Consider the following 21,069-nt stretch of genomic DNA (forward strand, 5'->3'; position numbering starts at 1 on the left):
AACCGACATTCGGAAAAGGTTGGAGAATCCAAGGGATTCGAATTCTACCGCTGCGGGAATGCGTGGCAATTGGCGGGAACAACTGGGATGTAGCCTCCATGCCCGTAGCGCTAAGACGCTTTTTCGGTGGTATTTTCGGTGGTATCCCGGAATACCATAGAAGCAATGTCCTTTGTAAAACAGAGCAGTATGTCTTTAATGTGAGTGCCGCCGCCCCACCAAAAATCCTTCGGAAAACCCGCATAAGGTCATCGCCTTACGCGGGTTTTTTTTCGCCTTCACTTCAGTCGACGCGATGTGCGCGCTGACCTCCTCTGTTTCAGATTTCTCCAGTAGCGCCCGGTGCGGTTTTTTTCGAGACTCTCGTCTGATAGACACCGCGTGTTTGGGCTCATGCATGGCATGCAGCGCTGGACATCGCGATGCACGATCTCGTCTCGAACAATCCAGGGGAACGAAAGGGAGAAGCATGATGAGCGGGGAACCGCCTGTGAAGCCACGCGCGGCGCGGCGCGTTCCGCTCGAAACCGTGTCCTTCTCCGACACGCGCGGACAGGTGAAAGGGTTCGCGCACGGCTGGTTCTTCTGGGTCCATGAGGCATTCAAGTGCGCACTGGACATCCGGTTCGTCGAACGGATCGACGCGTATATCACCTCGGCATTGCGCGAGAAGAACGCTCAGGAACGGTTCGGATTGTCGCTCTCGGACTTGCGTCGCCGAGGACGCGAAAGCGCCGAGATGAAACGAGCCCTCCACGAGATCATGAAAATCTCGAGGAAGGTCATGCTCGAGACGGAGACTCCGTCGCCGGCCTACACGTTTAGAGCCGGCGATTCGTTCGAGAGCCGGTGCGGCAGGTGGTACTTGCAAGTGACGCATGAAACCGTCGAGAAGATCGTAGGCATCGGAGACGACACGTTGATCAGCCATGAAGTACTCGGCGTCACGCTCTATCGTCGCGCTGACGGCTCCGACACGCGCTGGGTCAGGCAACGGTCCGTCGAACTGCAGCAATCTGACCTTGCGGCGCTTCTCAGAAACGGCTCGGCCGCGTCCGTCGATCTGGTCGGCGATGGGGCGGACCGAGGTTCTGCAACGCAGATTGCGTTGTTTTGAACGGGCGGAAAGAGAGGGTGCGGCCTCAGGTTCCCCTAACCAAAAGCTTCGGTGGTCATCAAGCGGGCCAAGGCCACTCGAAGCACACAGCGTCACGCTCCGCGATTACGAATCGCGAATCGATTCGGATTCCCAATGCATCACCTCTGGCATTTCAACCGTTCGCTGATTCTCATCAAGGCGCTCGATCCCGCGACCCGCTCGCGCCCGCGCAGCGCCGTTGCAACAGCGGCCGGCGACCTTGACGATCCACCGTTATCTTCCGGCATGACATTCGGCGCGAAGCGTTTGCAAGCGCACCAAGAAGATCTCGCCCGCGTAAGCGATCGCATGGCGCCGGGTCACTACCGCATGCGATTCGTGAGCGGATCCGACTGGCAGGCAGGCGAATGCGTGTGCGAACGCTTCGATACACCGACCGGCGCATTCCTGCTGCATGGCCTGTCGAGCACCCCGGCGGAACTGCGCTATCTTTCCCGCGCGCTCGCGAAAGAAGGCCTCACGACTCACGTGCCGACACTCGCCGGCTACAGCGCCGGCACGGGCCACGCGCCGATGGAGCAGTGGATCGACGCGGCGCTCGCCGAATTCGATGCACTCGCGGCACAACACGAGCACGTCTTGGTGTGCGGCCTGTCGATGGGCGCGACGCTGGCGGCCGCCGTCGCGCAGCAGCGTCCGAACGTGCGCGCGTTGCTTGTGCTGTCGATCACCTTCAACTACGACGGCTGGGCCATGCCGTGGTATCGCTTCCTGGTGAATGCCCTGTAGCACACGCCTTGGCGCTTGCGCGCCCGTTACCGCGAGCGCGCCCTATGGCCTGCGCAATGAGGCGATGCGCGAAAAGATCGCCCGCGCGATGCAGAAGGGTGACATCAGCGAAGTGGGGCCCGCATTCATTACGATGCCTGCGATCCACGAGGCCAACCGGCTTGCCAGGGCGGTACGCCAGAAACTGGACTGCATCGGCGCTGACTGCCTGATCATTCACGCCATCGACGACGAAACCTCCGGCCCTCACAACGCGCGTCTCGTCGCGGCCAGCATCAAGGCGCCCTTCCTTCGCACCATCTGGCTCGACGACTCTTACCACATGATCGCATCCGACAACGAGCGCGAAGTCGTCGCGCGCGAATGCACGCTGTTTCTGCGCGAGAGCGCCGCGTCGTCTGCGTCCTGCACGACCCCGTCCCCGGTCGTCTCGCGAGCGCTGGCGCGACGTCTACGACAGTTGAGCGCCGTGGCGATCAAGCCGTGACCTTCGCCGCAACGGCTGCAAGTGTGCTGCGGCGCTTGCCGCGTTCACCGCCTGTTGCACGACGAGCATCGCGCACGCCGATGAACCCGAGCCGCCAGCCGACTGGACAGTCTCCCAATATTCACTATGGCCCGAAGCTGCGTCTGTTCAGCGACTACACGGTGTGGGCGTTCACCGCCGCGGCGGCGGTGTATCAGGACATTGCGGGTACCTGCCAGGGCCTGACGGCAACGGGCGATCTGCTGGTGTCGGCGCCCGTCGGCAAGTGGCTGTTTTCGATGAGTCCAGGCCTCACGTGGGCCATCGGCGAATACACGCGAACCTTCTTCGGCATCACGCCGCAGGAAAGCGCGGCATCCGGCGTGCCGCGCTACGACACGGGCGCCGGCCTGCGCGACGTTCATTTCAACGTCAGCGCGACCGGCACGCTCAGCCGGCACTGGTCGGCGAACATCGCGGCCGTCGCAGTCCGCCTCGAGCACGACGCGGCAGGCAGTCCGGTCACCGAGCGCCGCCTCGACCTCAACGGCACGGCCTCTCTGCTCTACCGCTTCTGAACGCTTCGCCGAAGCACTCCCGCACCCCATCAAAAAAAACCCCGCACGAAGCGGGGTGAAGATCCAGAGAGACGTAGCAAGGACCTCCACAGTCCCGTCTACGGACAAAAGAATAGGCGCGCAAACCTTGCCTTCGAATCAGAGCGGTCCGAATACCCCGTCTCAGGCCATTTGCGACACCACGCCGCATGACCACTCCGCACCCGTGTTCGCTCGGCCACCGACCGCCTGACCCGCACAGGCGCATTCTCCTGCTTTATCCTGTGAACCAACAGGCGCGCCGGCGTCGCTGACGGGGACAGCATGGGCAAAGGCATATCGTTGAGTCGCAGCGTGGCCGTATGGGCATCTGTCGCGCGGGCCGCGCTGCTGTCGATCCTCGCGCTGGCGCCGCTCACGGCAAGCGCCGCCCCGCCCTCCGCCGATTGCAGCGCCGGCACGCTCGTCACCGTCGTCGCGCATCTCGACGACGACCTGCTGTTCGTCAACCCCGGCATCAGCGACAAGCTGAAGGCGGGCTGGTGCGTCACCGTCGTCCATCTGATCGGCGGCTCGAACGACGCGAAGTTCGACTACGTCGTGCTGCGCGAGACCGGCACCAAGCTCGCCTATGCCCGCATGGCCGGCGTCGCCGACGAATGGGACGAATCAACCGTCATGTTCGCGGGCAAGCCGGTCCATCAGATCGTGCTCAAACCCCAGCCGAAGGTGAAGTTGCTCGAACTGCGCCTGCCCGGCGGACACGTGCGCGGCGGCAAGGTGCCGCTCGGCCTGCTCTGGGATCGCGGCCAGACCCTCACCACTCATCCGATGAACGCCGACGGCAGCGGCGCGACCCATTACGACCGCGCCTCGCTGAGCGCCACGCTGCGCGAGATCCTGATGCCCGCCACGGACATCTACACGCTCAATCCGGATACGGTCGCGTTCATGGAGCACCCGGACCATATCTACGCCGCCCGCATCACCCGCGCGGTCGCGCAGAGCCTGAAGCGCAGCGTGCCGATCAGCTATCACATCACGTACCCAACTGGCGGACTGCCCAAGAACCTGAGCGCCGACGAGACCCAGGCGAAGCGCGATGTCGTCGGCAGCTATTTTGCGATCGATGGCAACGATGCAGGCCACGTCTTCGGCGAATACATGTGGGACGGCAACTGGGTGGCGCGGCGGTATCGCACGACGGCCCGCTCGAACGATCCGGGCCCGGATTTCCAGTTGCGCCCTTTCCAGCTCGTCAACGAATATTCGAGCCGCTGCATCGAATCGTCCGGCACGGGCCGCGCGCCACGGCTTGCGGCATGCTCGGGCGCGCCGTCGCAGAACTGGTTCTGGCAGCAGTTGCCGGTCATGCCAGGCGAAAAGAACGACGCCCTGCTCGTCAACGCCGCCACGCGCGGCTGCATCGCGGAGCGCGACGCCGGATTCGTCGAACAAGCCTGCAGCCCGTCGAGCCCGGCGCAGCGCTGGACGCCGTGGGACTTCGGCTTCGTCTACACGCCGCTCGATCACTGCCTCGGCGAGAAGGACGGCCTGCTGGACGCCGGCCGCTGCTCGATGCTGACCGCGCAATACCGCTGGTCGCCGTCGCCGCAGACGGTCTGGACCGACACGCGCCAGGAAGGCGCCCTCTATGGCGACGTGAAAGGCGCGGGCCGCGACAGCGTCGTCTACGTGCAGCGTCGCAAGGACGGGCCGGGTTTCAACGTGTGGGTGGCGGAGATGTCGCGCATGGACCAGGCGTCGCCGTGGTACCTGAACGCCGTGCCCTTCGATCCGCACGCGACGCTCACGCCCACCTGCACCGGCGACGCTCTCTGCTTCGACAGCGCCCGCTTTCTGCTCGCCGATTTCGACGGCGACGGCCGCGCCGACCTGATGGTCATCACGCCGCGCAACGGCGGCACCGCGTTCTGGCTGCTGAAGAGCACGGGGTCGCATTTCGCGGCGCCGCGTCTCTGGTATCAGACAAGTTCCGAGTGGACGCCTGCCGACGCGCAGCAATACATCGCAGGCGACTTCACGGGCGATGGCCGCGCCGACGTGCTGATCGCCCGCAAGCGCCAGGACGCGGGACTTGATCTCGACGTGCTGACGGCGGGTCCGTCGGGCGGCAACGCGCCAGCGCGCTGGCTGGAGGCGCCCGAACTCGACGCGAGCGCGCGCTTCATGCCCGCGCGCGTCGCGGGCGCGGCTGACGCGCGCCGTGCGGGACTGATCGCGTTCGAGGACGTGAACGGCGCGCTCACGCTCTCGCAGTTCACGAGCAGCGCAACCGGCTTCACGCCGGCCTATCGCACGAACGTCTGGCCGCAGTTCCGGGCGGCATTCGTGAAAGTGGTGGCGGGCGATATCGACGGCGACGGCATCGACGATCTCGTCGTCCTCGAACCGCGCGGCGATGCAACCGGCACGCGCGTCTTCACGATGAAGGGCGGCAAGGTGTTCGGCGCGGTCCACGAAACCGCGACGCTCGCCGACACCTCCTACGCCGATTCGATGCCCGCGCTGATCCGCCGCAACGATCACGACAATCACGCGACGCTGGTGCTCTTCGGGCGCGCCAATGCGCGTCTGGGCGAGTTCTACTACACGGGTGGGCCGCCGAGCGTGGCGGGCCGCGACTTCGACACCGGCTTCAATCTCGGTCCTGTGCAGCTCTGGGGCGATCTGCCGGGGCTGTTCTCCGAGTCGCTGTGGCTCAAGACGCTCGGCTACTGGGGCCGATGAAACCGGCCTCCACCCTCGAACCTAGCCCAGACCGACCCGCAGATTCAGCACATCGCGCGCGATCGCCAGATAACGGTCCGCCGTGCTCTGCAAGGTGAGACCGTTGAGCGGACGTTCGGCGCGCGGCTGCGTGAGCGCGTCGAGGAGCGCGCGGGCATAGGCGTCGATGTCGGCGGTATCGAGCAACTGCACGCCGGCAAAGTTGCTCGCGAAGGCAAAGGCGGCGATCGCGCTCGCCACCACCGGTATGCCCGATGCAAGCGCCTCCAGGAAGCTGATGCCCTGCGACTCGAAGCTCGACGGCATTGCGAACACCGACGACGCACGCAGGATCTGCGCGACCTGCATCTGCGGCCCGTCGATCGCCACGCGCTCCGTGAGCCCGAGCTGCGCGACGCGCTGGACCACCGCCGCGTGATACGCGACATTCTCGATCACGCCGCACAGCCGCAAGCGCGCATCGGGATCCACGCGGGCCACGTGCGCGAACGCCTCGACCGTCTGCAACTGGTTCTTCTCGGGAATGTAGCGGCCCACCTGCACGATCTGTCTGTAGGCGACGGGCGCGGCGGGCAGCGTCTCGTCCGTGAAGTGCGAGACATCGACGCCGTTCGGCACGACGATCATCGACGGATGCGAGCCGATTTCCTGCACGTACTCGTCGATGTTCTTCTGCGACACCCCGATCACCGCCTTCGCGCGCCCCGAGAGCAGGCGTTCCGCTCGCAGCAACACGCCGTTCGCGAAATCGTTCACACCGGAATGCATGACCCATACGATCGGCACGCGCGTCGGCAAGGCGCGGACGTAGAGCGCGGGAATCGTCGCGTGCGCAAAGATGATGTCGGGCTTGAAGGTGCGGATCGCCCGCTGCAGGAACAGCAGACGTCCGAGCCGCCCAAGCGGCTTTTTCGGAAACAGGCGGATCACGTCATGGGCCTGGAGTTCCGCGCTGATGTGGGCGAAATCGTCGTGCTCGGGCATCAGCGACGCAATGCAGACGCTGTGCCCTCCCTGCTGATGACCGATCGCCACGCCCTTCGCGATCACCTCCGCCCCCGAAAGGCGAGGCGCCAGTATGACCTGGAGAATTCGCATGTATGCTGTCCCTCGGCTATTCCGAAGCGCCCGGAGCCCGATCCATCCTGCCAACGTAGGGGTGTCCTCGTTGCCGCCGGCCGCGCGCGCGATGAATCGCGTCACCGGCCAGTCGGCGCACTTCCTGTTTTTATCGTTATGAGAATCAAGGCGCCCGCCAGAAAAACTCGGAGCGCCGCGCACGGTTAACGTACTCCTGACGTCATATCAAACGCACGCCATCAGGTAGTGTTTTTCGGTCGCGACAGAAAAGTGGGCGGAACCGTGCGGCGCCGCGTCAATCGAACGCGTTCGCGCGGAGGGTGCGGCGGGAGGGGAAAACGCGGCGCGAGAATACGCACCGCGGAAACACAGTTCTTGACGATCAGTTCGAGCCGTCTTTCGGGCACTTCAGGTTACAGCCGTCCGGATCACCGGCGTCGCCGCGGCGGCGCATGGCGGACTTGCCGTTCTGATACTTGTCGGACGGCGCGGAGGCAGCGAACTGCATCTGCGGATGTTCGTTGAGACGGAACTGGTCTTGCAGGATGCCGCCGGGCAGGCCGGGCGAGTTCTGGGCAAAGGCAATAGGAACCAGATAAGCGGCGCCGGCGACGAGCGCGGCGGCGGAACAAGCGAGCAACGAGAGTTTCATGGCGATAGTCGCGCGGCGAAACCGCGCCTTGAACGGAAAGTCTGACAGCAAGGCGTTAGGTTAACCCAATTCGTCGCCCATGGCAGTTCCGCAGCCGGTCCACTCGCTTACCGCGCGTTGCGGTGTATTACCCGCGCAGTCCTTCATCGACATCGACCACCGTGCCGCAGCGCGCCGGATCATAGCCCTCGAGGTGCGCGACGCTATCGGTGAAGCCGGGGCTGCGCAAGGTCCGCAGGACCGAGGCCAGACGCGCCTCGTCGAGCCGCGCGCGTTCGCAGGCGAAGAAATAGTCCTCGTCGATGATCGGAATGAAGTCGAGCGCGAAATGCTGCGCCGCGGGCTGCACCCCGAAGCCGAGATCGGCCATGCCGCTCGCGACGAACGCGGCAATCGCCGAATGCGTGAGTTCAGTGGTTGCGTAACCGTTGATCTGGTCCGGATCCACGCCCACGCGCCGCAGCGACAGATCCAGCAGCATGCGCGTGCCCGACCCAGGCTGCCGGTTCACGAAGCGCACGTCGTGGCGCGCCAGATCGCGCAGGCCCATGATCCGCTTCGGATTGCCCTTCGGCAGAAACAGGCCCTGCGTGCGGCGCGTGAGACGGATCAGCTGATGCTTGCGCTGATCGAGCCACGGACGATAGATGTCGGCACAGGTAGAGCGAAACTCGCCGATCGGCAGATGGAAGCCCGCCAGTTCGCACTCGCCGCGCGCCAGCGCACTCACCGCCTCCGCACTTTCCCGATACTTGATGTCGACCGGCACGCGCTGCTCGCCGAGCGCACGCACGAGTGTCGCAACCGCATAGCCGTGCGACGCATGGATCCGCACCTGCATGACATCGCCCGCGAGACGGCGGTTCAATTCGCCCGCCACCTCGGTCGCCACGGCTTCCAAAGGCGCGGCGAGCCGGTCGCCGCAGACCCGCTGCGCACGCAGCACGGACTCGCCCAGTTCGGAGAGCACCGAGCCGCGCCCGCGTGACTTGGTGATGAGCGCGCCGCCAAGGCGCGCTTCGATATCACGCAATAAACCCCATGCATGCCGATAGGACAAACCCTTAGCGTTCGCGGCATTCGCGATGCTGCCTGTTTGTGCGACGAGCTGCAGCAGCGGCACAACCGCGCTGAGACTGGTTTCCCGGCCATCGGCGTCCCGCAGGACCAGCTCGGCGCGGCATTCGACATCAACCATATGTACTCTCCCCTCCTATTGCCAGGATATATCACGACGCCTATTGTTCTTTTACAGGCTCGGCACCTTAAATTATATTGACTCAAATATGTACCACAAAACATATGCCGAGCGTTGGAGGAGCCCCCAATGACATCTACGCAGCCGAACGCCGCTGCATCCGAAGAGCTGGTGCGTCGTCACGCCGTGCAAGGCGCTACCTTGATGACCATCCTGCATGCCATCCAGGACGAAGTCGGCCATGTGCCGGAGACGGCTATCGCGCCGCTTGCACGCGCCCTGTCGCTGTCGCGCGCCGAAGTGCACGGCGTCATCACCTACTACCACCATTTCCGTTCCGCGCCGCCCGCGCGCGTCACCGTGCAGCTGTGCCGAGCAGAAGCCTGCCGCAGCATGGGAACGGAGACGCTTAAGGAACACATCGAAGGCCATACCGGCTGCCGCTTCGACAGCGGTCACGCGGAAGACACCGAGCTCGAATCGGTGTTCTGCCTCGGCCAGTGCGCGCTGTCGCCTGCGCTGATGATCAACGGCGAACTGCACGCGCGCGTGACCCCCGCGAAGTTCGACCGTCTCCTTGCCGCCGCACAGGCCAAAGTGTCAGAGGTGACGGCATGACGCGCATCTATGTTCCGATCGATTCCGCCGCGCTCGCACTGGGCGCGCAAGCCGTCGCCGAAGCCGTCGCGAGCGAGGCGCAGCAACGCGGCCTCGACGTGCAGATCGTGCGCAACGGTTCGCGCGGCCTCTTCTATCTCGAACCGCTGGTCGAAGTGGAAACGGCCGAAGGCCGCATCGGCTATGCGAACGTCGAGGCCGAAGACATCGCCGCGCTGTTCGATGCCGGTTTCCACAAAGGCGGCGCGCATGCAAAGCGCGTCGGCGTCGTCGACGAGATTCCGTATCTCAAGAACCAGCAGCGCCTGACCTTTGCGCGCATCGGCATCACGGATCCGCTGTCGATCGACGATTACGTCGCGCTCGGCGGACTGCAGGGCCTGCGCAACGTGCTCGACATGAACGGCGACGCCGTGGTCGAGTCGCTCATCGATTCCGGTCTGCGCGGACGCGGCGGCGCCGCGTTCCCCGCGGGCATCAAGTGGAAGACGGTGCGCGCGGCGCTCGCGGACCAGAAGTACATCGTCTGCAACGCGGACGAAGGCGACTCGGGCACGTTCTCCGACCGTCTCGTGATGGAAAGCGATCCGTACATGCTGATCGAAGGCATGATCATCGCGGGCGTAACGGTCGGCGCAACGAAGGGCTACATCTACGTGCGCAGCGAGTATCCGCATTCGATCGCGACGCTCAATCGCGCGATCGACCGTGCCCGCGACGCCGGCTGGCTCGGCGCGAGCGTGCTGGGTTCGTCGCATGCGTTCGAGCTGGTGGTCGCGAAAGGCGCCGGCGCCTATGTGTGCGGCGAGGAAACGGCGCTGCTCGAATCGCTCGAAGGCAAGCGCGGCATCGTCCGCGCGAAGCCGCCGGTGCCGGCGCTGGTCGGCCTCTACGGCAAGCCGACCGTCATCAACAACGTCATTACGCTCGCCACCGTGCCGATCATCTTCGCGAAGGGCGCGGCGTTCTATCGCGACTTCGGCATGGGCCGCTCGCGCGGCACGCTGCCGTTCCAGATCGCCGGAAACGTGAAGCAAGGCGGACTCGTCGAACTGGCGTTCGGCGTGACGCTGCGCGAGCTGATCTTCGAATACGGCGGCGGCACCGCGAGCGGCCGTCCGGCGCGTGCGGTGCAAGTAGGCGGCCCGCTCGGCACCTATCTGCCGGAAAGCCAGTGGAACATCCCGCTCGACTATGAGGAATACGCGAAGGTCGGCGCGGTGGTGGGTCACGGCGGTCTCGTGATTCACGACGACACCTCGAACCTCGCCGAACTCGCGCAATACGCGATGCACTTCTGCGCGCTCGAATCGTGCGGCAAGTGCACGCCGTGCCGCATCGGCTCGACGCGCGGCGAGGAAGTCATCGCGAAGATCCGTGAAGGCGATACCTCCGTGAAGCAGATCACCCTGCTGCGCGAACTGTGCGACACGATGGTGTCCGGTTCGCTCTGCGCGATGGGCGGCATGACGCCGTTCCCGGTGATGTCCGCACTCGATCACTTCCCGGAAGATTTCGGTCTGCCCCGTACGCCCGCGCAGAAAGCGGCCTGAGCACGCGACTGAGCGAACAGAAGGAGACAAAGACAATGTCCAATACCATCAACGGCTGCGGTTCCGGCAATTGCGCGTGCAAGAGCGCGGCATCGGTGCAGCGCCGCGACCCGTTCGACGAAACCGACTACGGCACGCCGCTGCGCCATGCCGATGTCGATGTAACGCTGGAGATCGACGGCGAAAGCGTGACGGTGCCCGCGGGCACGTCCGTGATGCGCGCGGCGATCGAAGCCGGCGTCAACGTGCCGAAGCTGTGCGCCACCGATTCGCTCGAACCGTGGGGTTCATGCCGCCTGTGCCTGGTCGAGATCGAAGGCAAGCGCGGTTATCCGGCGTCGTGCACGACGCCTGTTGAAGCCGGCATGAAGGTCCGCACGCAAAGCGACAAGCTGCAATCGCTGCGTCGCAACGTGATGGAACTCTATATCTCCGATCACCCGCTCGACTGCCTCACCTGCCCCGCCAACGGCGACTGCGAACTGCAGGACATGGCGGGCGTGGTCGGACTGCGCGAAGTGCGCTACGGCTATGAAGGCGCGAATCACCTGAAGGACAAGAAGGACGAGTCGAACCCGTACTTCACCTATGACCCGTCGAAGTGCATCGTCTGCAACCGCTGCGTGCGGGCCTGCGAAGAGACGCAAGGCACCTTTGCGCTGACCATCGCCGGACGCGGCTTCGAGTCGCGCGTCGCGGCAAGCGAGAACGTGCCGTTCATGGAGTCCGAATGCGTGTCGTGCGGCGCCTGCGTGGCCGCCTGCCCGACCGCGACGCTGCAGGAAAAGAGCGTCATCATGCTGGGCCAGGCGGAACACTCGGCGATCACGACGTGCGCGTATTGCGGCGTCGGCTGCTCGCTGAAGGCGGAGATGAAGGGCAACACCGTCGTGCGCATGACGCCGAACAAGAACGGCCAGGCGAACGAAGGCCACGCCTGCGTGAAGGGCCGCTTCGCGTGGGGCTACGCGACGCACAAGGACCGCATCAAGAAGCCGATGATCCGCGCGAAGATCACCGATCCGTGGCGCGAAGTCTCGTGGGAAGAAGCGCTCAACTACGCGGCGAGCGAATTCCGCCGCATCCAGGACAAGTACGGGCGCGACAGCATCGGCGGGATTACTTCGTCGCGCTGCACGAACGAAGAAACCTATCTCGTCCAGAAGCTCGTGCGCGCCGCGTTCGGCAACAACAACGTGGACACCTGCGCGCGCGTCTGCCACTCGCCGACCGGCTACGGTCTCAAGTCCACGCTCGGCGAATCCGCCGGCACGCAGACCTTTGCGTCGGTCGAGCAGTCGGATGTGATCATCGTGATGGGCGCGAATCCGACCGACGGCCATCCGGTCTTCGGCTCGCGTCTGAAGCGCCGCGTGCGTGAAGGCGCGAAGCTGATCGTGATCGATCCGCGCCGCATCGATATCGTCGATACGCCGCACGTGAAGGCGCAGTACCACCTGCAGTTGCGTCCCGGCACGAACGTCGCGATGGTCAACTCGCTGGCTCACGTGATCGTCACCGAAGGCCTGCTGAAGGACGATTTCATCGCCGAACGCTGCGAGCCGCGCGCCTTCGGTCAATGGCGTGACTTCGTGGCGCGCGAGGAGAATTCGCCCGAGGCGATGGAAGCGACCACCGGCGTGCCGGCACAGCAAGTCCGCGAAGCCGCGCGCATCTACGCGCTCGGCGGCAACGGCGCGATCTATTACGGCCTTGGCGTCACCGAGCACGCGCAAGGCTCGACGACCGTCATGGGCATCGCCAACCTCGCGATGGCGACGGGCAACATCGGCCGGGAAGGCGTCGGCGTGAATCCGCTGCGCGGCCAGAACAACGTGCAGGGCTCGTGCGACATGGGTTCGTTCCCGCACGAGCTGCCGGGCTATCGCCATATCGGCGATGCCGCCACGCGCGCGCTGTTCGAGGAAGCCTGGAACGTGAAACTGCAGGACGAACCCGGCCTGCGCATTCCCAACATGTTCGACGCCGCGATGCACGGCACCTTCATGGGGCTGTACTGCCAGGGCGAGGACATCGTGCAGTCGGATCCGAACACGCAGCATGTGGCGGACGCGCTCTCGTCGATGGAATGCATCGTCGTGCAGGACATCTTCCTCAACGAGACCGCCAAGTACGCGCACGTGCTGCTGCCGGGCTCGACCTTCCTGGAAAAGGACGGCACCTTCACCAACGCGGAACGCCGCATTTCGCGCGTGCGCAAGGTGATGCCGCCGCTCGCCGGCTTCTCGGACTGGGAAGTGACCATCAAGCTGTCGCGCGCGCTCGGCTACGAGATGAACTACACGAATCCGTCCGAGATCATGGACGAGATTGCGCGTCTCACGCCGACCTTCCACGGCGTGTCCTACGAACGCCTCGACGAACTGGGCAGCATCCAGTGGCCGTGCAACGAACGCGCGCCGGACGGCACGCCGACCATGCACATCGACGAGTTCGTGCGCGGCAAGGGCCGCTTCGTCATCACGAAGTTCGTCGCGACGCCGGAGAAGGTCACGCGCAAGTATCCGCTGCTGCTGACCACGGGGCGCATCCTGTCGCAGTACAACGTCGGCGCGCAGACGCGGCGCACCGAGAACTCGCAATGGCACGACGAGGACCGTCTCGAGATCCATCCGGTGGATGCGGAAGATCGCGGCATCCGGGAAGACGACTGGGTGGGCATCGAGTCGCGCGCCGGGCAGACCGTGTTGCGCGCGAAGATCTCGGAGCGCATGCAGCCGGGCGTCGTGTACACGACCTTCCACTTCCCGGAATCGGGCGCGAACGTCATCACGACGGACTCCTCCGACTGGGCCACCAACTGTCCGGAGTACAAGGTGACGGCGGTGCAGGTGCTGCCGGTCGAGCAGCCGTCGCAATGGCAGAAGGACTATTCGCGCTTCAACACGCAGCAGCTCGAACTGCTGAACCTCGCCACCACATCAGGAAAATAACGCATGGACGTCGACAACCTGATCGAGATGGCGAACCGCATCGGCGAATTCTTCGATTCGATGCCGGACCGCGCCGAAGCCGTCGATGGCGTGGCGGATCACATCCGCCGCTTCTGGGAGCCGCGCATGCGGCTCGCGATTCTCGCCGCGCTGGACAATCCGGAAGCCAGCGCCACGATGGAGCCGATCCTGCGCGAGGCCTTGACACTGCACAAGCAGGACCTGCAACCGAAGACCGCGCCGGCCTGATCCGATACGCCTGAGCACCAAGCCCTGCACCGCAGGGGTTTTTTAATCCTCGTGCGGCGCAGGCCGCTCGACGCTCGTGTCCTGCGCGCCAAACCAGGTTTCGCAGTGACGCAGCAGCGCGGGCACATCGGACGGCGCGCGGCCGCGCGCGGCGATATAACCGTCCGGACGCACCAGATAGAACGCCGGACGCGTGCGCCCGTACTGGTCGGTGAGCGACTGCGCGCCCTCGCCGCTCGTGTCGGTGATGCGCCACACGCGCACGGCGTTCGGCAGGATCGCGTCGATGGCCTTCGCCAGGCCGTCGAGGTCCGGGTCGCGCATCGCGTGCGCGACGGTGATCGTGGCGGGCGCCAGCGCGATATCGTCCTCGCCGCTCGGATTCACGAGCAGGAACAGCGAGAAGCAGCCCGGATCGTGCAGGTCGAACAGACAGCCGACGCCCGGCAGACGCCCGAGCGGACCGTCGATCACATGCACGCGCGCATCGGGCGCACGCTCGCCCGCGCGCGGACCGCCATCGAGCAGACGCTCCAGCGTCAGCGGACTCTTGCGATAGTTGATGGACAGCTCGCTCACCGTGCGCCGCATCGCGTCGCGCAACGGGCCGATCGCGGCAAGCGCGGGCATCACGTGATCGCGCATCAGCTTCATCGGACCGTGCTCCGCGCCGGCCATCTGCGTGAGCAGGTTCGATTGCCGCAGCACGTCGCGCTCGATCGGATGCCGCTCCGCGTGATAGCTGTCCAGCAGCCGCTCGGGCGCGCCGCCCGCGAGCATCCGCGCGATCTTCCAGCCGAGATTGAGCGCTTCCTGGATGCCGGTGTTCATGCCTTGCGCGCCGGCCGGGCTGTGGACATGCGCGGCATCGCCGGCAAGAAACACGCGCTCCACGCGCAGACGGTCGACCATGCGGCTGTTCAAATGAAAGTACGACGACCACGTCAGGTTCGAGAGCGTCATCTTGTGATGCACGCGGCGCGCGACGAGCGCGCGGCATTCATCGAGCGTCGGACCGGTCTTCGTGCTGTCGGCCTTGATGGCATCGGCGACGGGCGCGGGCAGGTCGGCGATCAGGCGTGCGCGCTCGCCGCCCAGCGGAAAGAGCGCGGCGAGTCCTTCACCCGAGGCGAAGATATGGAACTCGTCGTCGGGCCAGTCGACGTCCACCTGGAGATCCGCCAGCAGGTAAGTCTGGTCGAAGGTCTTGCCGTCGAAGCCGATGCCCAGCCGATGCCGCACGAAGCTGTGCGCGCCGTCGGCCGCGATCAGGTAGGACGGGCGCAGCAGTTCGTCGCGCCCGTTGGGATGCCGCAGCGTGGCCTGCACCCCCGCGGAGCCCTGCGAGAAATCGATCAGTTCCACGCCGCGCTCGATCTCGACATGAAAGCCCTTCAGATGCTCGGTGAGGAGACGCTCGGTCTCGGTCTGGTCGAGAAACAGCAGATACGGATAGCGGGTCTGCAACGGATCGAAGTCGAGGCGCGCGAGGCGCTGCCCGTTCGAATAGAGATTGGCGACCCGTGCGCGATGACCGAGTTCGAGGAACGGCGCAACGGTGCGATGCTGCTCGAAGAGTTCGAGCGTGCGGGCCTGGATGCCGATGGCGCGCGAATACGGCAGCGGCTGCCGCGCCTTGTCAACGAGTCTCACCGGGATATGCGCGCGCGAAAGACTCATGGCGGCGGCGAGGCCCGTCGGACCGGCGCCCGCGATCAGGACGGGCGCCACGTCCAGCTTGTCGTTCGGATTCAGCTTTGGCGCGTACATGCGGTCCTCCGTGAAACGTCACGGCGTCTAGTGTACGCCCGCCTCCTGCGCGGCCGCTGCGGGTTGCGGCACGCGCAGGATCAATGCTCGTGCCCGCGCTCCTCGAGAATGCATGCATGGCAGGCCATGCCGAACTCGACCTGCACGGTCGCATGATGCATCGAATAGTCGCGGCGCAAGGTGCTGACGACGCCCTGCACGAACGCATCGCCGGGATGGCCTTGCGGCATCACGAGATGCACGGTCAGCGCGTTCTCGGTCGTGGAGAGCGCCCACACGTGGAGATCGTGCACGTCGCTCACGCCCGGCAGTTGCACCAGATAAGTCCGGATGCGCGTCACGTCGACGCCCGGCGGGACGGCGGCCATGGCGAGCCGCATCGCGTCGCGTCCGAGGCCCCAGGTGCCGTACACGATCACCGCGACCACGATCAGGCTCATCAGCGGGTCGAGCCAGCTCCAGCCGGTGAACAGGATGACGAGGCCGCTCACCGCGACGGCGGCGGAAATGGCGGCATCGGCGGCCATGTGCATGAAGGCGCCGCGCACGTTGAGGTCGTTTTTGCTGCCGCGCATGAAGAGCCATGCCGAGAAGCCGTTGACGACCATGCCGAGCGTCGCGACGACGAACACGTCGAGGCCCGCGACGGGCGCCGGATGGATGAGCCGCTGGATGGCTTCCAGCACGATCGCGCCGCACGCGAACAACAGCAGCGCCGCGTTGGCGAGCGACGCGAGGATCGACGAGCTGCCAAGTCCGAAGGTATAGCGCGCGCTCGGCTGGCGCGTGCCGAGCCAGACGGCGGCCCATGCGAGCAGCAGGCCGAGGACATCGGAGAGATTGTGGCCGGCGTCGGCGAGCAGTGCGGTGGAGTGAGCGAGGAAGCCGTAGATCGCCTGCACGACGACGATCAGCACGTTCAGTCCGACCGCCAGCGCGAAGCTGCGGCCCTGCCCCGCCTGCGGCGCGTGGTGATGATGATGACCGCCCGGGCCATGGGCATGTGAATGACCGTGGCCTTCGTGCTTGTGGTCGTGGTCGTGGTCGTGCCTGTGATCGTGTTCGTCGTGTCGATGCGTATCCATCGCGATGCTCTTCGTTGGTTGATTCAATCGAGATCGGCGGCTTCCGGCTGCGGCTCGGCGACGTGTTCCAGCAATTCGCCGAGCATCGCGCTGATGTGGCGGTCGGCGGCCACGTAGAAGACCTGCTTGCCCTGGCGTTCGGCCCGCACGATGCGCGCCGCGCGCAACAGCCGCAAATGGTGGCTCACCAGCGACGCCGACAGTCCCAGTCCCTGCGCGATGGCCCCCACCGCCCGTTTCTGCTCGACGCACGCCAGCACGATGCGCAGTCGCGTGGGATCGCCCAGCAGGCGGAACAGGTCGGCCAGCGGCACGACCCGTTCGTCGGAGGTGATTTCGCCGGGAGCAACGAACGGTGCGGACATGGCAAGCTCGAACAAACATATGAACAGGTATTCATATGTTAAGCGCCGTTATCGCCGATGGTCAACCGTGCTTTTGGAAAACCGGGGCCGCCGGTGTGGGAAAATACGAGGTTTGTATTTCCGGCCTGTGTCTCTTTTCCTTCATGGACACCGTTTTCGCCCGCGGTTTCGCGGCCCATCGTGACGGCCGCCTGACCGACGCGGAGCGCGACTATCAAGCCGCGCTCGCCGCCGAACCCCATCACGTCGACGCGCTCCACTACCTCGGCGTGCTGCGCCATCAGCAAGGCCAGCACGCGGAGGCGGCCGAGCTCGTGCGCCGCGCCGTGGACCTGCGCCCGACCGACGCGGGCCTGCAGCTGAACCTCGGCAACGCGCTGAAGGCGCTCGGCCGGCTCGACGACGCCATCGAGCGCTTCCGCAATGCGCTGACGCTCGCGCCCGGTTTTCCGCTCGCGCAATACAACCTCGGCAATGCCTACACGGCGGCGGGCCGTCATGAAGACGCCGCCGATGCCTTCGAGAAAGCGCTGCGCCTGCGTCCCGACGACGCCGCCGCCTGGAACAACTTCGGCAATGCGCTGTCGGCGCTGCGGCGCTTCAAGGACGCGGCGCAGGCGTTCCGGCGCGCGCTCGTCCTGCGCCCGCGCCACGCGGGGGCGCACAACAATCTCGGCATGGCGCTGAACGCGCTCGGCGATACGCCCGGGGCCATCGAACACTTTCGCGCGGCGCTCGATGTCGAACCGAACTACGTCGCCGCGCACTTCAATCTTGGCAATCTGCTCGATGCGAACGGCAATCCCGCCGACGCGCTGCCCGTCCTGCGTCACGCCGTCGGCTTGCAGCCGCGCTTCGCGCCCGGACATTTCGGGCTGGGTCATGCGCTCGCCCGCCTCGGGTGTCATGAAGAAGCCGTGCCGCACTTCGAGCGCGCGGTCGGGCTCGATCCGAAATACGGCGTCGCGTGGCTGTCGCTCGGCAATGCGCATCTGGCGCGCGGCGCGCATCAAGCGGCATTGCGCGCCTTCGATCAGGCGTTGCGGCTCGACGCCGGCATGCCTGCCGCGCAACTGAACCGCGCGCTCGCCCTGCTGGCGACGGGCGACTATGCGCGCGGCCTGCCGGCCTACGAGGCGCGTCTGGAGACGGCCGGGAGCGAGCCCGCGCCGGCGCTGCCGCGCTGGCACGGCGAACCGATGCCGGGGCGTACGCTGCTGGTTCGCGCCGAACAGGGTTTCGGCGACACGTTGCAGTTCGTGCGCTTCGTGCCGTTCGCGGCGCAGCGGGTCGGCAGGCTCGTGCTGGAGGTGCAGCCCGCGCTCGCGCCGCTGCTGGCGCCCGCGGCCAAGGCCGCGCGCGTCGAGTTGCGAAGCCGCGCCGACGACGCGCCCTCACGCGCGGACGCCTTCTGTCCGCTGCTGAGCCTGCCGCATGCGCTCGGCGTCGCGTCGCTGGACGCGGTGCCCGCGCGCACGCCCTACCTCGTCGTGCCGGCGGACTACCGGCGCAAATGGCGCGGCTCGCTCGGCGGGCAGCACAAGCGCAAGATCGGCATAGCGTGGTCCGGACGGATGCAGCCGGGCGAAACGCGCTCGGCGCCCGTGGAAGCGCTCGCGCCGCTGTTCGCGCTCGCGAATGTCGACTGGATCGTGTTGCAGCCGTTCCTCACCCCGCATGAGCGCGCCGTGCTGCGCGCGCATCCGAATGCAAAGGCCATTTACGACTTCGAAGGCCGCCTGGAGAATTTCGCGGACACGGGCGCGATCGTCGACCGGCTGGACGCGGTGGTGTCTGTGGATACGTCGGTGGCCCACCTCGCGGGCGCGCTCGGCAAACCGCTGTGGGTGATGCTGGCGCATGCCGCCGACTGGCGCTGGGGCATCGATGCCGACCGCTGTGCGTGGTATCCCGCCGCGCGGCTGGTGCGCCAGCGTGCGCCGGGCGCCTGGCGCGAGATGATCGAAAACATTGCGACGGCGCTGCGGGACTGACCACGCACCGGAAGATCACGGATGGATGAGATTCTCGACGAAATCTGGACCCTGCTCGACTCGGGCGCGAACGCCGGCGCGCAGCGCTCGCCCTTCACGATGCTCCAGGCCGCGACGCACGGGCTGGACGGCACGCCCGCCGTGCGCACCGTGGTGCTGCGGCGCACGTGTCGCGCGCAGCGTTCGCTCATGTTTCACACCGACTTGCGGTCGACAAAAGTCGCCGAGTTGCGACGCGATGCGCGCATTGCGCTCATCGGTTGCGATATGGACGCCGGCAAGCAGCTGCGGCTGACGGGCACGGCACGCATCGTCGAGGATCCGCGCGACACCCGGCCCGTATGGGAAGCCAGCCGGCCGCGCACGCTGATTGTCTATCGCGCGCCGGTTGCGCCCGGCACGCCGGTGTCCACGCCTGCCGAAGCGCATCCGGACCCCGCCACGACGGATGGCTTCGAGCATTTCTGCCTGATCGAGATCGCCGTATCAGGCATCGACTATCTTCATCTGGCGCCGGAAGGACACGTCCGGGCGCGCTTCCACTTCGATGCAGGAAGCTGGCGCGGCCAGTGGCTCGCGCCCTGACTGCGCTCAGGCCGTCTTGTACTGGTTGCGCGCTTCCGGCGAGCGATACAGCACGCATGTCGCAATCAGCCCGCACACGGCGGCGAGTCCCATCCACAGGCCCGGCGCGGCCTTGTTGCCGGTGACATGGATCAGATACGTGGAGATGGCCGGCGTGAAGCCGCCGATGGTCGTCGCAAGGCTATAGGCCATCGAGAAGCCGGTGGTGCGCACCTCGACCGGCATGACTTCGGTGAGCGCGACGACCATCGCGCCGTTGTAGCTGCCGTACAGGAACGAGAGCCACAGTTCGCACAGCAGCAGGCGCATGAAGGACGGATCCGCCACCAGCCACTGCACCACCGGATACGACGTGAGAATGGTGAGGATCGTGAATACCAGCAGCACCGGCCGGCGTCCCACGCGATCCGACAGGGCGCCCATCACCGGCAGCCACACCAGGTTCGAAATGCCGACGCACACGGTGACGACGAGCGCATCGATCGACGAGAGCTTCAGCACTTCCTTGCCGAAGGTCGGCGTGTAGGCGGTGATCATGTAGAACGACACGGTGGTCATGATGACCATGCCCATGCCGGCCAGCACGATGCCCCAGTTCTGCGCGATCGAACGGGCGATCTGGCCCATGCTCGGACGATGCTTGCGCGCGAGGAACTCTTCCGTTTCACGCAGCGAACGGCGAATGATGAACAGGAACGGCACGATCAGGCAGCCGATCAGGAACGGCACGCGCCAGCCCCATGCGGTCATCTGGTCGGCGGGCAGCAGCCGGTTCATGATCACGCCGATGAGCGCGGCGAACACCACCGCCACTTGCTGGCTGCCGGACTGCCAGGAGCAATAGAAGCCCTTGTTGCCCTTGGTCGCGATCTCGGACAGGTACACCGACACCCCGCCCAGCTCCACGCCGGCCGAGAAGCCTTGCAGCAGGCGTCCGCCGAGCACGATGATCGGCGCCAGCGCGCCGATGGTGGCATAGCCCGGCACCAGCGCGACGCAGGCGGTGCCGACCGCCATCAGCCCGAGCGTCAGGATCAGGCCTTTGCGGCGGCCATGATGATCGATGTACGCGCCGAGCACGATGGCGCCCACGGGACGCATCAGGAAGCCCGCACCGAACACGGAGAGCGCGAGCATCAGTGAGGCAAACTCGTTGCCGCTCGGAAAATAGGTCTTGGCGATGGCCGAGGCGTAATAGCCGTAGACCATGAAGTCATACATCTCAAGGAAGTTTCCGCTGACGACGCGAAACACCGACTTGAACTTTGATTCGTTGGCTGGAGCGACGTGGGCTGTGGACATGA

16 protein-coding genes and 1 pseudogene are annotated in these 21,069 nt (G+C 65.8%); 10 read left to right on the plus strand and 7 right to left on the minus strand.

Features of this window, described 5'->3' with window-relative positions; all coding sequences use genetic code 11:
* Positions 1 to 472 precede the first annotated feature (472 nt).
* The 4 genes and pseudogenes from QCE69_RS11065 to QCE69_RS11080 all read left to right on the plus strand — a co-directional run bounded on the left by QCE69_RS11065 (position 473) and on the right by QCE69_RS11080 (position 5,662).
* Entirely contained in the window at positions 473 to 1,117 is a 645-nt protein-coding gene (locus QCE69_RS11065; RefSeq protein WP_309930705.1) for a hypothetical protein, read from the plus strand.
* A gap of 393 nt (positions 1,118 to 1,510) precedes the next feature.
* Positions 1,511 to 2,375, plus strand: a pseudogene (locus QCE69_RS11070) (alpha/beta hydrolase).
* Between the two features lie 80 nt (positions 2,376 to 2,455).
* On the plus strand, positions 2,456 to 2,932 hold the full coding sequence (locus QCE69_RS11075) for a MipA/OmpV family protein (protein WP_309930707.1): 477 nt from the start codon (positions 2,456 to 2,458) through the stop codon (positions 2,930 to 2,932).
* Positions 2,933 to 3,235: 303 nt separating this feature from the next.
* Positions 3,236 to 5,662: a VCBS repeat-containing protein gene (locus QCE69_RS11080; RefSeq protein WP_309930708.1), complete on the plus strand. Its 2,427-nt coding sequence runs from the start codon at positions 3,236 to 3,238 to the stop codon at positions 5,660 to 5,662.
* Positions 5,663 to 5,683: 21 nt separating this feature from the next.
* Here the strand turns inward: QCE69_RS11080 and QCE69_RS11085 are convergent, their stop codons facing one another.
* The 3 genes from QCE69_RS11085 to QCE69_RS11095 all read right to left on the minus strand — a co-directional run bounded on the left by QCE69_RS11085 (position 5,684) and on the right by QCE69_RS11095 (position 8,592).
* Positions 5,684 to 6,760 carry a glycosyltransferase family 4 protein gene (locus QCE69_RS11085; protein WP_309917912.1) on the minus strand — a complete coding sequence of 359 codons (1,077 nt, stop codon included), beginning with the start codon at positions 6,758 to 6,760 and terminating at the stop codon, positions 5,684 to 5,686.
* A 364-nt stretch (positions 6,761 to 7,124) separates the two neighbouring features.
* Positions 7,125 to 7,394: a hypothetical protein gene (locus QCE69_RS11090; RefSeq protein ID WP_309930710.1), complete on the minus strand. Its 270-nt coding sequence runs from the start codon at positions 7,392 to 7,394 to the stop codon at positions 7,125 to 7,127.
* A gap of 127 nt (positions 7,395 to 7,521) precedes the next feature.
* On the minus strand, positions 7,522 to 8,592 hold the full coding sequence (locus QCE69_RS11095; protein WP_309809344.1) for a substrate-binding domain-containing protein: 1,071 nt from the start codon (positions 8,590 to 8,592) through the stop codon (positions 7,522 to 7,524).
* 129 nt (positions 8,593 to 8,721) lie between these two features.
* On the opposite strand from QCE69_RS11095, the gene QCE69_RS11100 reads away from it, so the two are divergent.
* Genes QCE69_RS11100 through QCE69_RS11115 form a run of 4 tightly spaced genes read left to right on the plus strand, consistent with a single transcriptional unit; the run spans position 8,722 to position 13,966 of the window.
* Positions 8,722 to 9,210 (plus strand): NAD(P)H-dependent oxidoreductase subunit E, encoded by a 489-nt coding sequence (locus QCE69_RS11100; protein ID WP_309917915.1) that lies wholly within the window; start codon positions 8,722 to 8,724, stop codon positions 9,208 to 9,210.
* Entirely contained in the window at positions 9,207 to 10,763 is a 1,557-nt protein-coding gene (locus QCE69_RS11105; protein ID WP_309930711.1) for an NADH-ubiquinone oxidoreductase-F iron-sulfur binding region domain-containing protein, read from the plus strand. Before QCE69_RS11100 ends, QCE69_RS11105 begins: the two co-directional genes overlap by 4 nt.
* A gap of 35 nt (positions 10,764 to 10,798) precedes the next feature.
* Positions 10,799 to 13,717, plus strand: coding sequence for a formate dehydrogenase subunit alpha (gene fdhF, locus QCE69_RS11110; RefSeq protein WP_309930712.1), 2,919 nt, complete (start codon positions 10,799 to 10,801; stop codon positions 13,715 to 13,717).
* Between the two features lie 3 nt (positions 13,718 to 13,720).
* The gene (locus tag QCE69_RS11115) at positions 13,721 to 13,966 is read left to right on the plus strand and encodes a formate dehydrogenase subunit delta (protein ID WP_309930714.1); all 246 of its coding nucleotides are present in this window, start codon (positions 13,721 to 13,723) and stop codon (positions 13,964 to 13,966) included.
* A gap of 42 nt (positions 13,967 to 14,008) precedes the next feature.
* On the opposite strand, the gene QCE69_RS11120 is transcribed toward QCE69_RS11115, so the two are convergent.
* From QCE69_RS11120 to QCE69_RS11130, 3 genes are all read right to left on the minus strand, one after another.
* Positions 14,009 to 15,736: an FAD-dependent monooxygenase gene (locus tag QCE69_RS11120; RefSeq protein ID WP_309930716.1), complete on the minus strand. Its 1,728-nt coding sequence runs from the start codon at positions 15,734 to 15,736 to the stop codon at positions 14,009 to 14,011.
* 80 nt (positions 15,737 to 15,816) lie between these two features.
* Positions 15,817 to 16,821 (minus strand): cation diffusion facilitator family transporter, encoded by a 1,005-nt coding sequence (locus QCE69_RS11125; protein WP_309930717.1) that lies wholly within the window; start codon positions 16,819 to 16,821, stop codon positions 15,817 to 15,819.
* Positions 16,822 to 16,844: 23 nt separating this feature from the next.
* Positions 16,845 to 17,186, minus strand: coding sequence for a metalloregulator ArsR/SmtB family transcription factor (locus tag QCE69_RS11130; RefSeq protein ID WP_309809358.1), 342 nt, complete (start codon positions 17,184 to 17,186; stop codon positions 16,845 to 16,847).
* A gap of 143 nt (positions 17,187 to 17,329) precedes the next feature.
* On the opposite strand from QCE69_RS11130, the gene QCE69_RS11135 reads away from it, so the two are divergent.
* Positions 17,330 to 19,180 carry a tetratricopeptide repeat protein gene (locus tag QCE69_RS11135; RefSeq protein ID WP_309930719.1) on the plus strand — a complete coding sequence of 617 codons (1,851 nt, stop codon included), beginning with the start codon at positions 17,330 to 17,332 and terminating at the stop codon, positions 19,178 to 19,180.
* 21 nt (positions 19,181 to 19,201) lie between these two features.
* Positions 19,202 to 19,765, plus strand: a complete 564-nt coding sequence (locus tag QCE69_RS11140) for a pyridoxamine 5'-phosphate oxidase family protein (RefSeq protein WP_309917939.1) — start codon at positions 19,202 to 19,204, stop codon at positions 19,763 to 19,765.
* 6 nt (positions 19,766 to 19,771) lie between these two features.
* Here the strand turns inward: QCE69_RS11140 and QCE69_RS11145 are convergent, their stop codons facing one another.
* On the minus strand, positions 19,772 to 21,067 hold the full coding sequence (locus tag QCE69_RS11145) for an MFS transporter (RefSeq protein WP_309809363.1): 1,296 nt from the start codon (positions 21,065 to 21,067) through the stop codon (positions 19,772 to 19,774).
* Positions 21,068 to 21,069: the final 2 nt, after the last annotated feature.

It is taken from the genome of Caballeronia sp. LZ032, from assembly GCF_031451315.1.
GTDB lineage: Bacteria > Pseudomonadota > Gammaproteobacteria > Burkholderiales > Burkholderiaceae > Caballeronia.

What these genes read in the sequence shown, in the direction of transcription:
- QCE69_RS11120 (WP_309930716.1), bottom strand. Translation starts at nt 15,736, where the DNA reads ATGTACGCGCCAAAGCTGAATCCGAACGACAAGCTGGACGTGGCGCCC.
- QCE69_RS11080 (WP_309930708.1), top strand. Translation starts at nt 3,236, where the DNA reads ATGGGCAAAGGCATATCGTTGAGTCGCAGCGTGGCCGTATGGGCATCT.
- QCE69_RS11125 (WP_309930717.1), bottom strand. Translation starts at nt 16,821, where the DNA reads ATGGATACGCATCGACACGACGAACACGATCACAGGCACGACCACGAC.
- QCE69_RS11135 (WP_309930719.1), top strand. Translation starts at nt 17,330, where the DNA reads ATGGACACCGTTTTCGCCCGCGGTTTCGCGGCCCATCGTGACGGCCGC.
- QCE69_RS11065 (WP_309930705.1), top strand. Translation starts at nt 473, where the DNA reads ATGAGCGGGGAACCGCCTGTGAAGCCACGCGCGGCGCGGCGCGTTCCG.
- QCE69_RS11095 (WP_309809344.1), bottom strand. Translation starts at nt 8,592, where the DNA reads ATGGTTGATGTCGAATGCCGCGCCGAGCTGGTCCTGCGGGACGCCGAT.
- fdhF (WP_309930712.1), top strand. Translation starts at nt 10,799, where the DNA reads ATGTCCAATACCATCAACGGCTGCGGTTCCGGCAATTGCGCGTGCAAG.
- QCE69_RS11100 (WP_309917915.1), top strand. Translation starts at nt 8,722, where the DNA reads ATGACATCTACGCAGCCGAACGCCGCTGCATCCGAAGAGCTGGTGCGT.
- QCE69_RS11075 (WP_309930707.1), top strand. Translation starts at nt 2,456, where the DNA reads ATGAACCCGAGCCGCCAGCCGACTGGACAGTCTCCCAATATTCACTAT.
- QCE69_RS11085 (WP_309917912.1), bottom strand. Translation starts at nt 6,760, where the DNA reads ATGCGAATTCTCCAGGTCATACTGGCGCCTCGCCTTTCGGGGGCGGAG.
- QCE69_RS11145 (WP_309809363.1), bottom strand. Translation starts at nt 21,067, where the DNA reads ATGTCCACAGCCCACGTCGCTCCAGCCAACGAATCAAAGTTCAAGTCG.
- QCE69_RS11105 (WP_309930711.1), top strand. Translation starts at nt 9,207, where the DNA reads ATGACGCGCATCTATGTTCCGATCGATTCCGCCGCGCTCGCACTGGGC.
- QCE69_RS11140 (WP_309917939.1), top strand. Translation starts at nt 19,202, where the DNA reads ATGGATGAGATTCTCGACGAAATCTGGACCCTGCTCGACTCGGGCGCG.
- QCE69_RS11130 (WP_309809358.1), bottom strand. Translation starts at nt 17,186, where the DNA reads ATGTCCGCACCGTTCGTTGCTCCCGGCGAAATCACCTCCGACGAACGG.
- QCE69_RS11090 (WP_309930710.1), bottom strand. Translation starts at nt 7,394, where the DNA reads ATGAAACTCTCGTTGCTCGCTTGTTCCGCCGCCGCGCTCGTCGCCGGC.
- QCE69_RS11115 (WP_309930714.1), top strand. Translation starts at nt 13,721, where the DNA reads ATGGACGTCGACAACCTGATCGAGATGGCGAACCGCATCGGCGAATTC.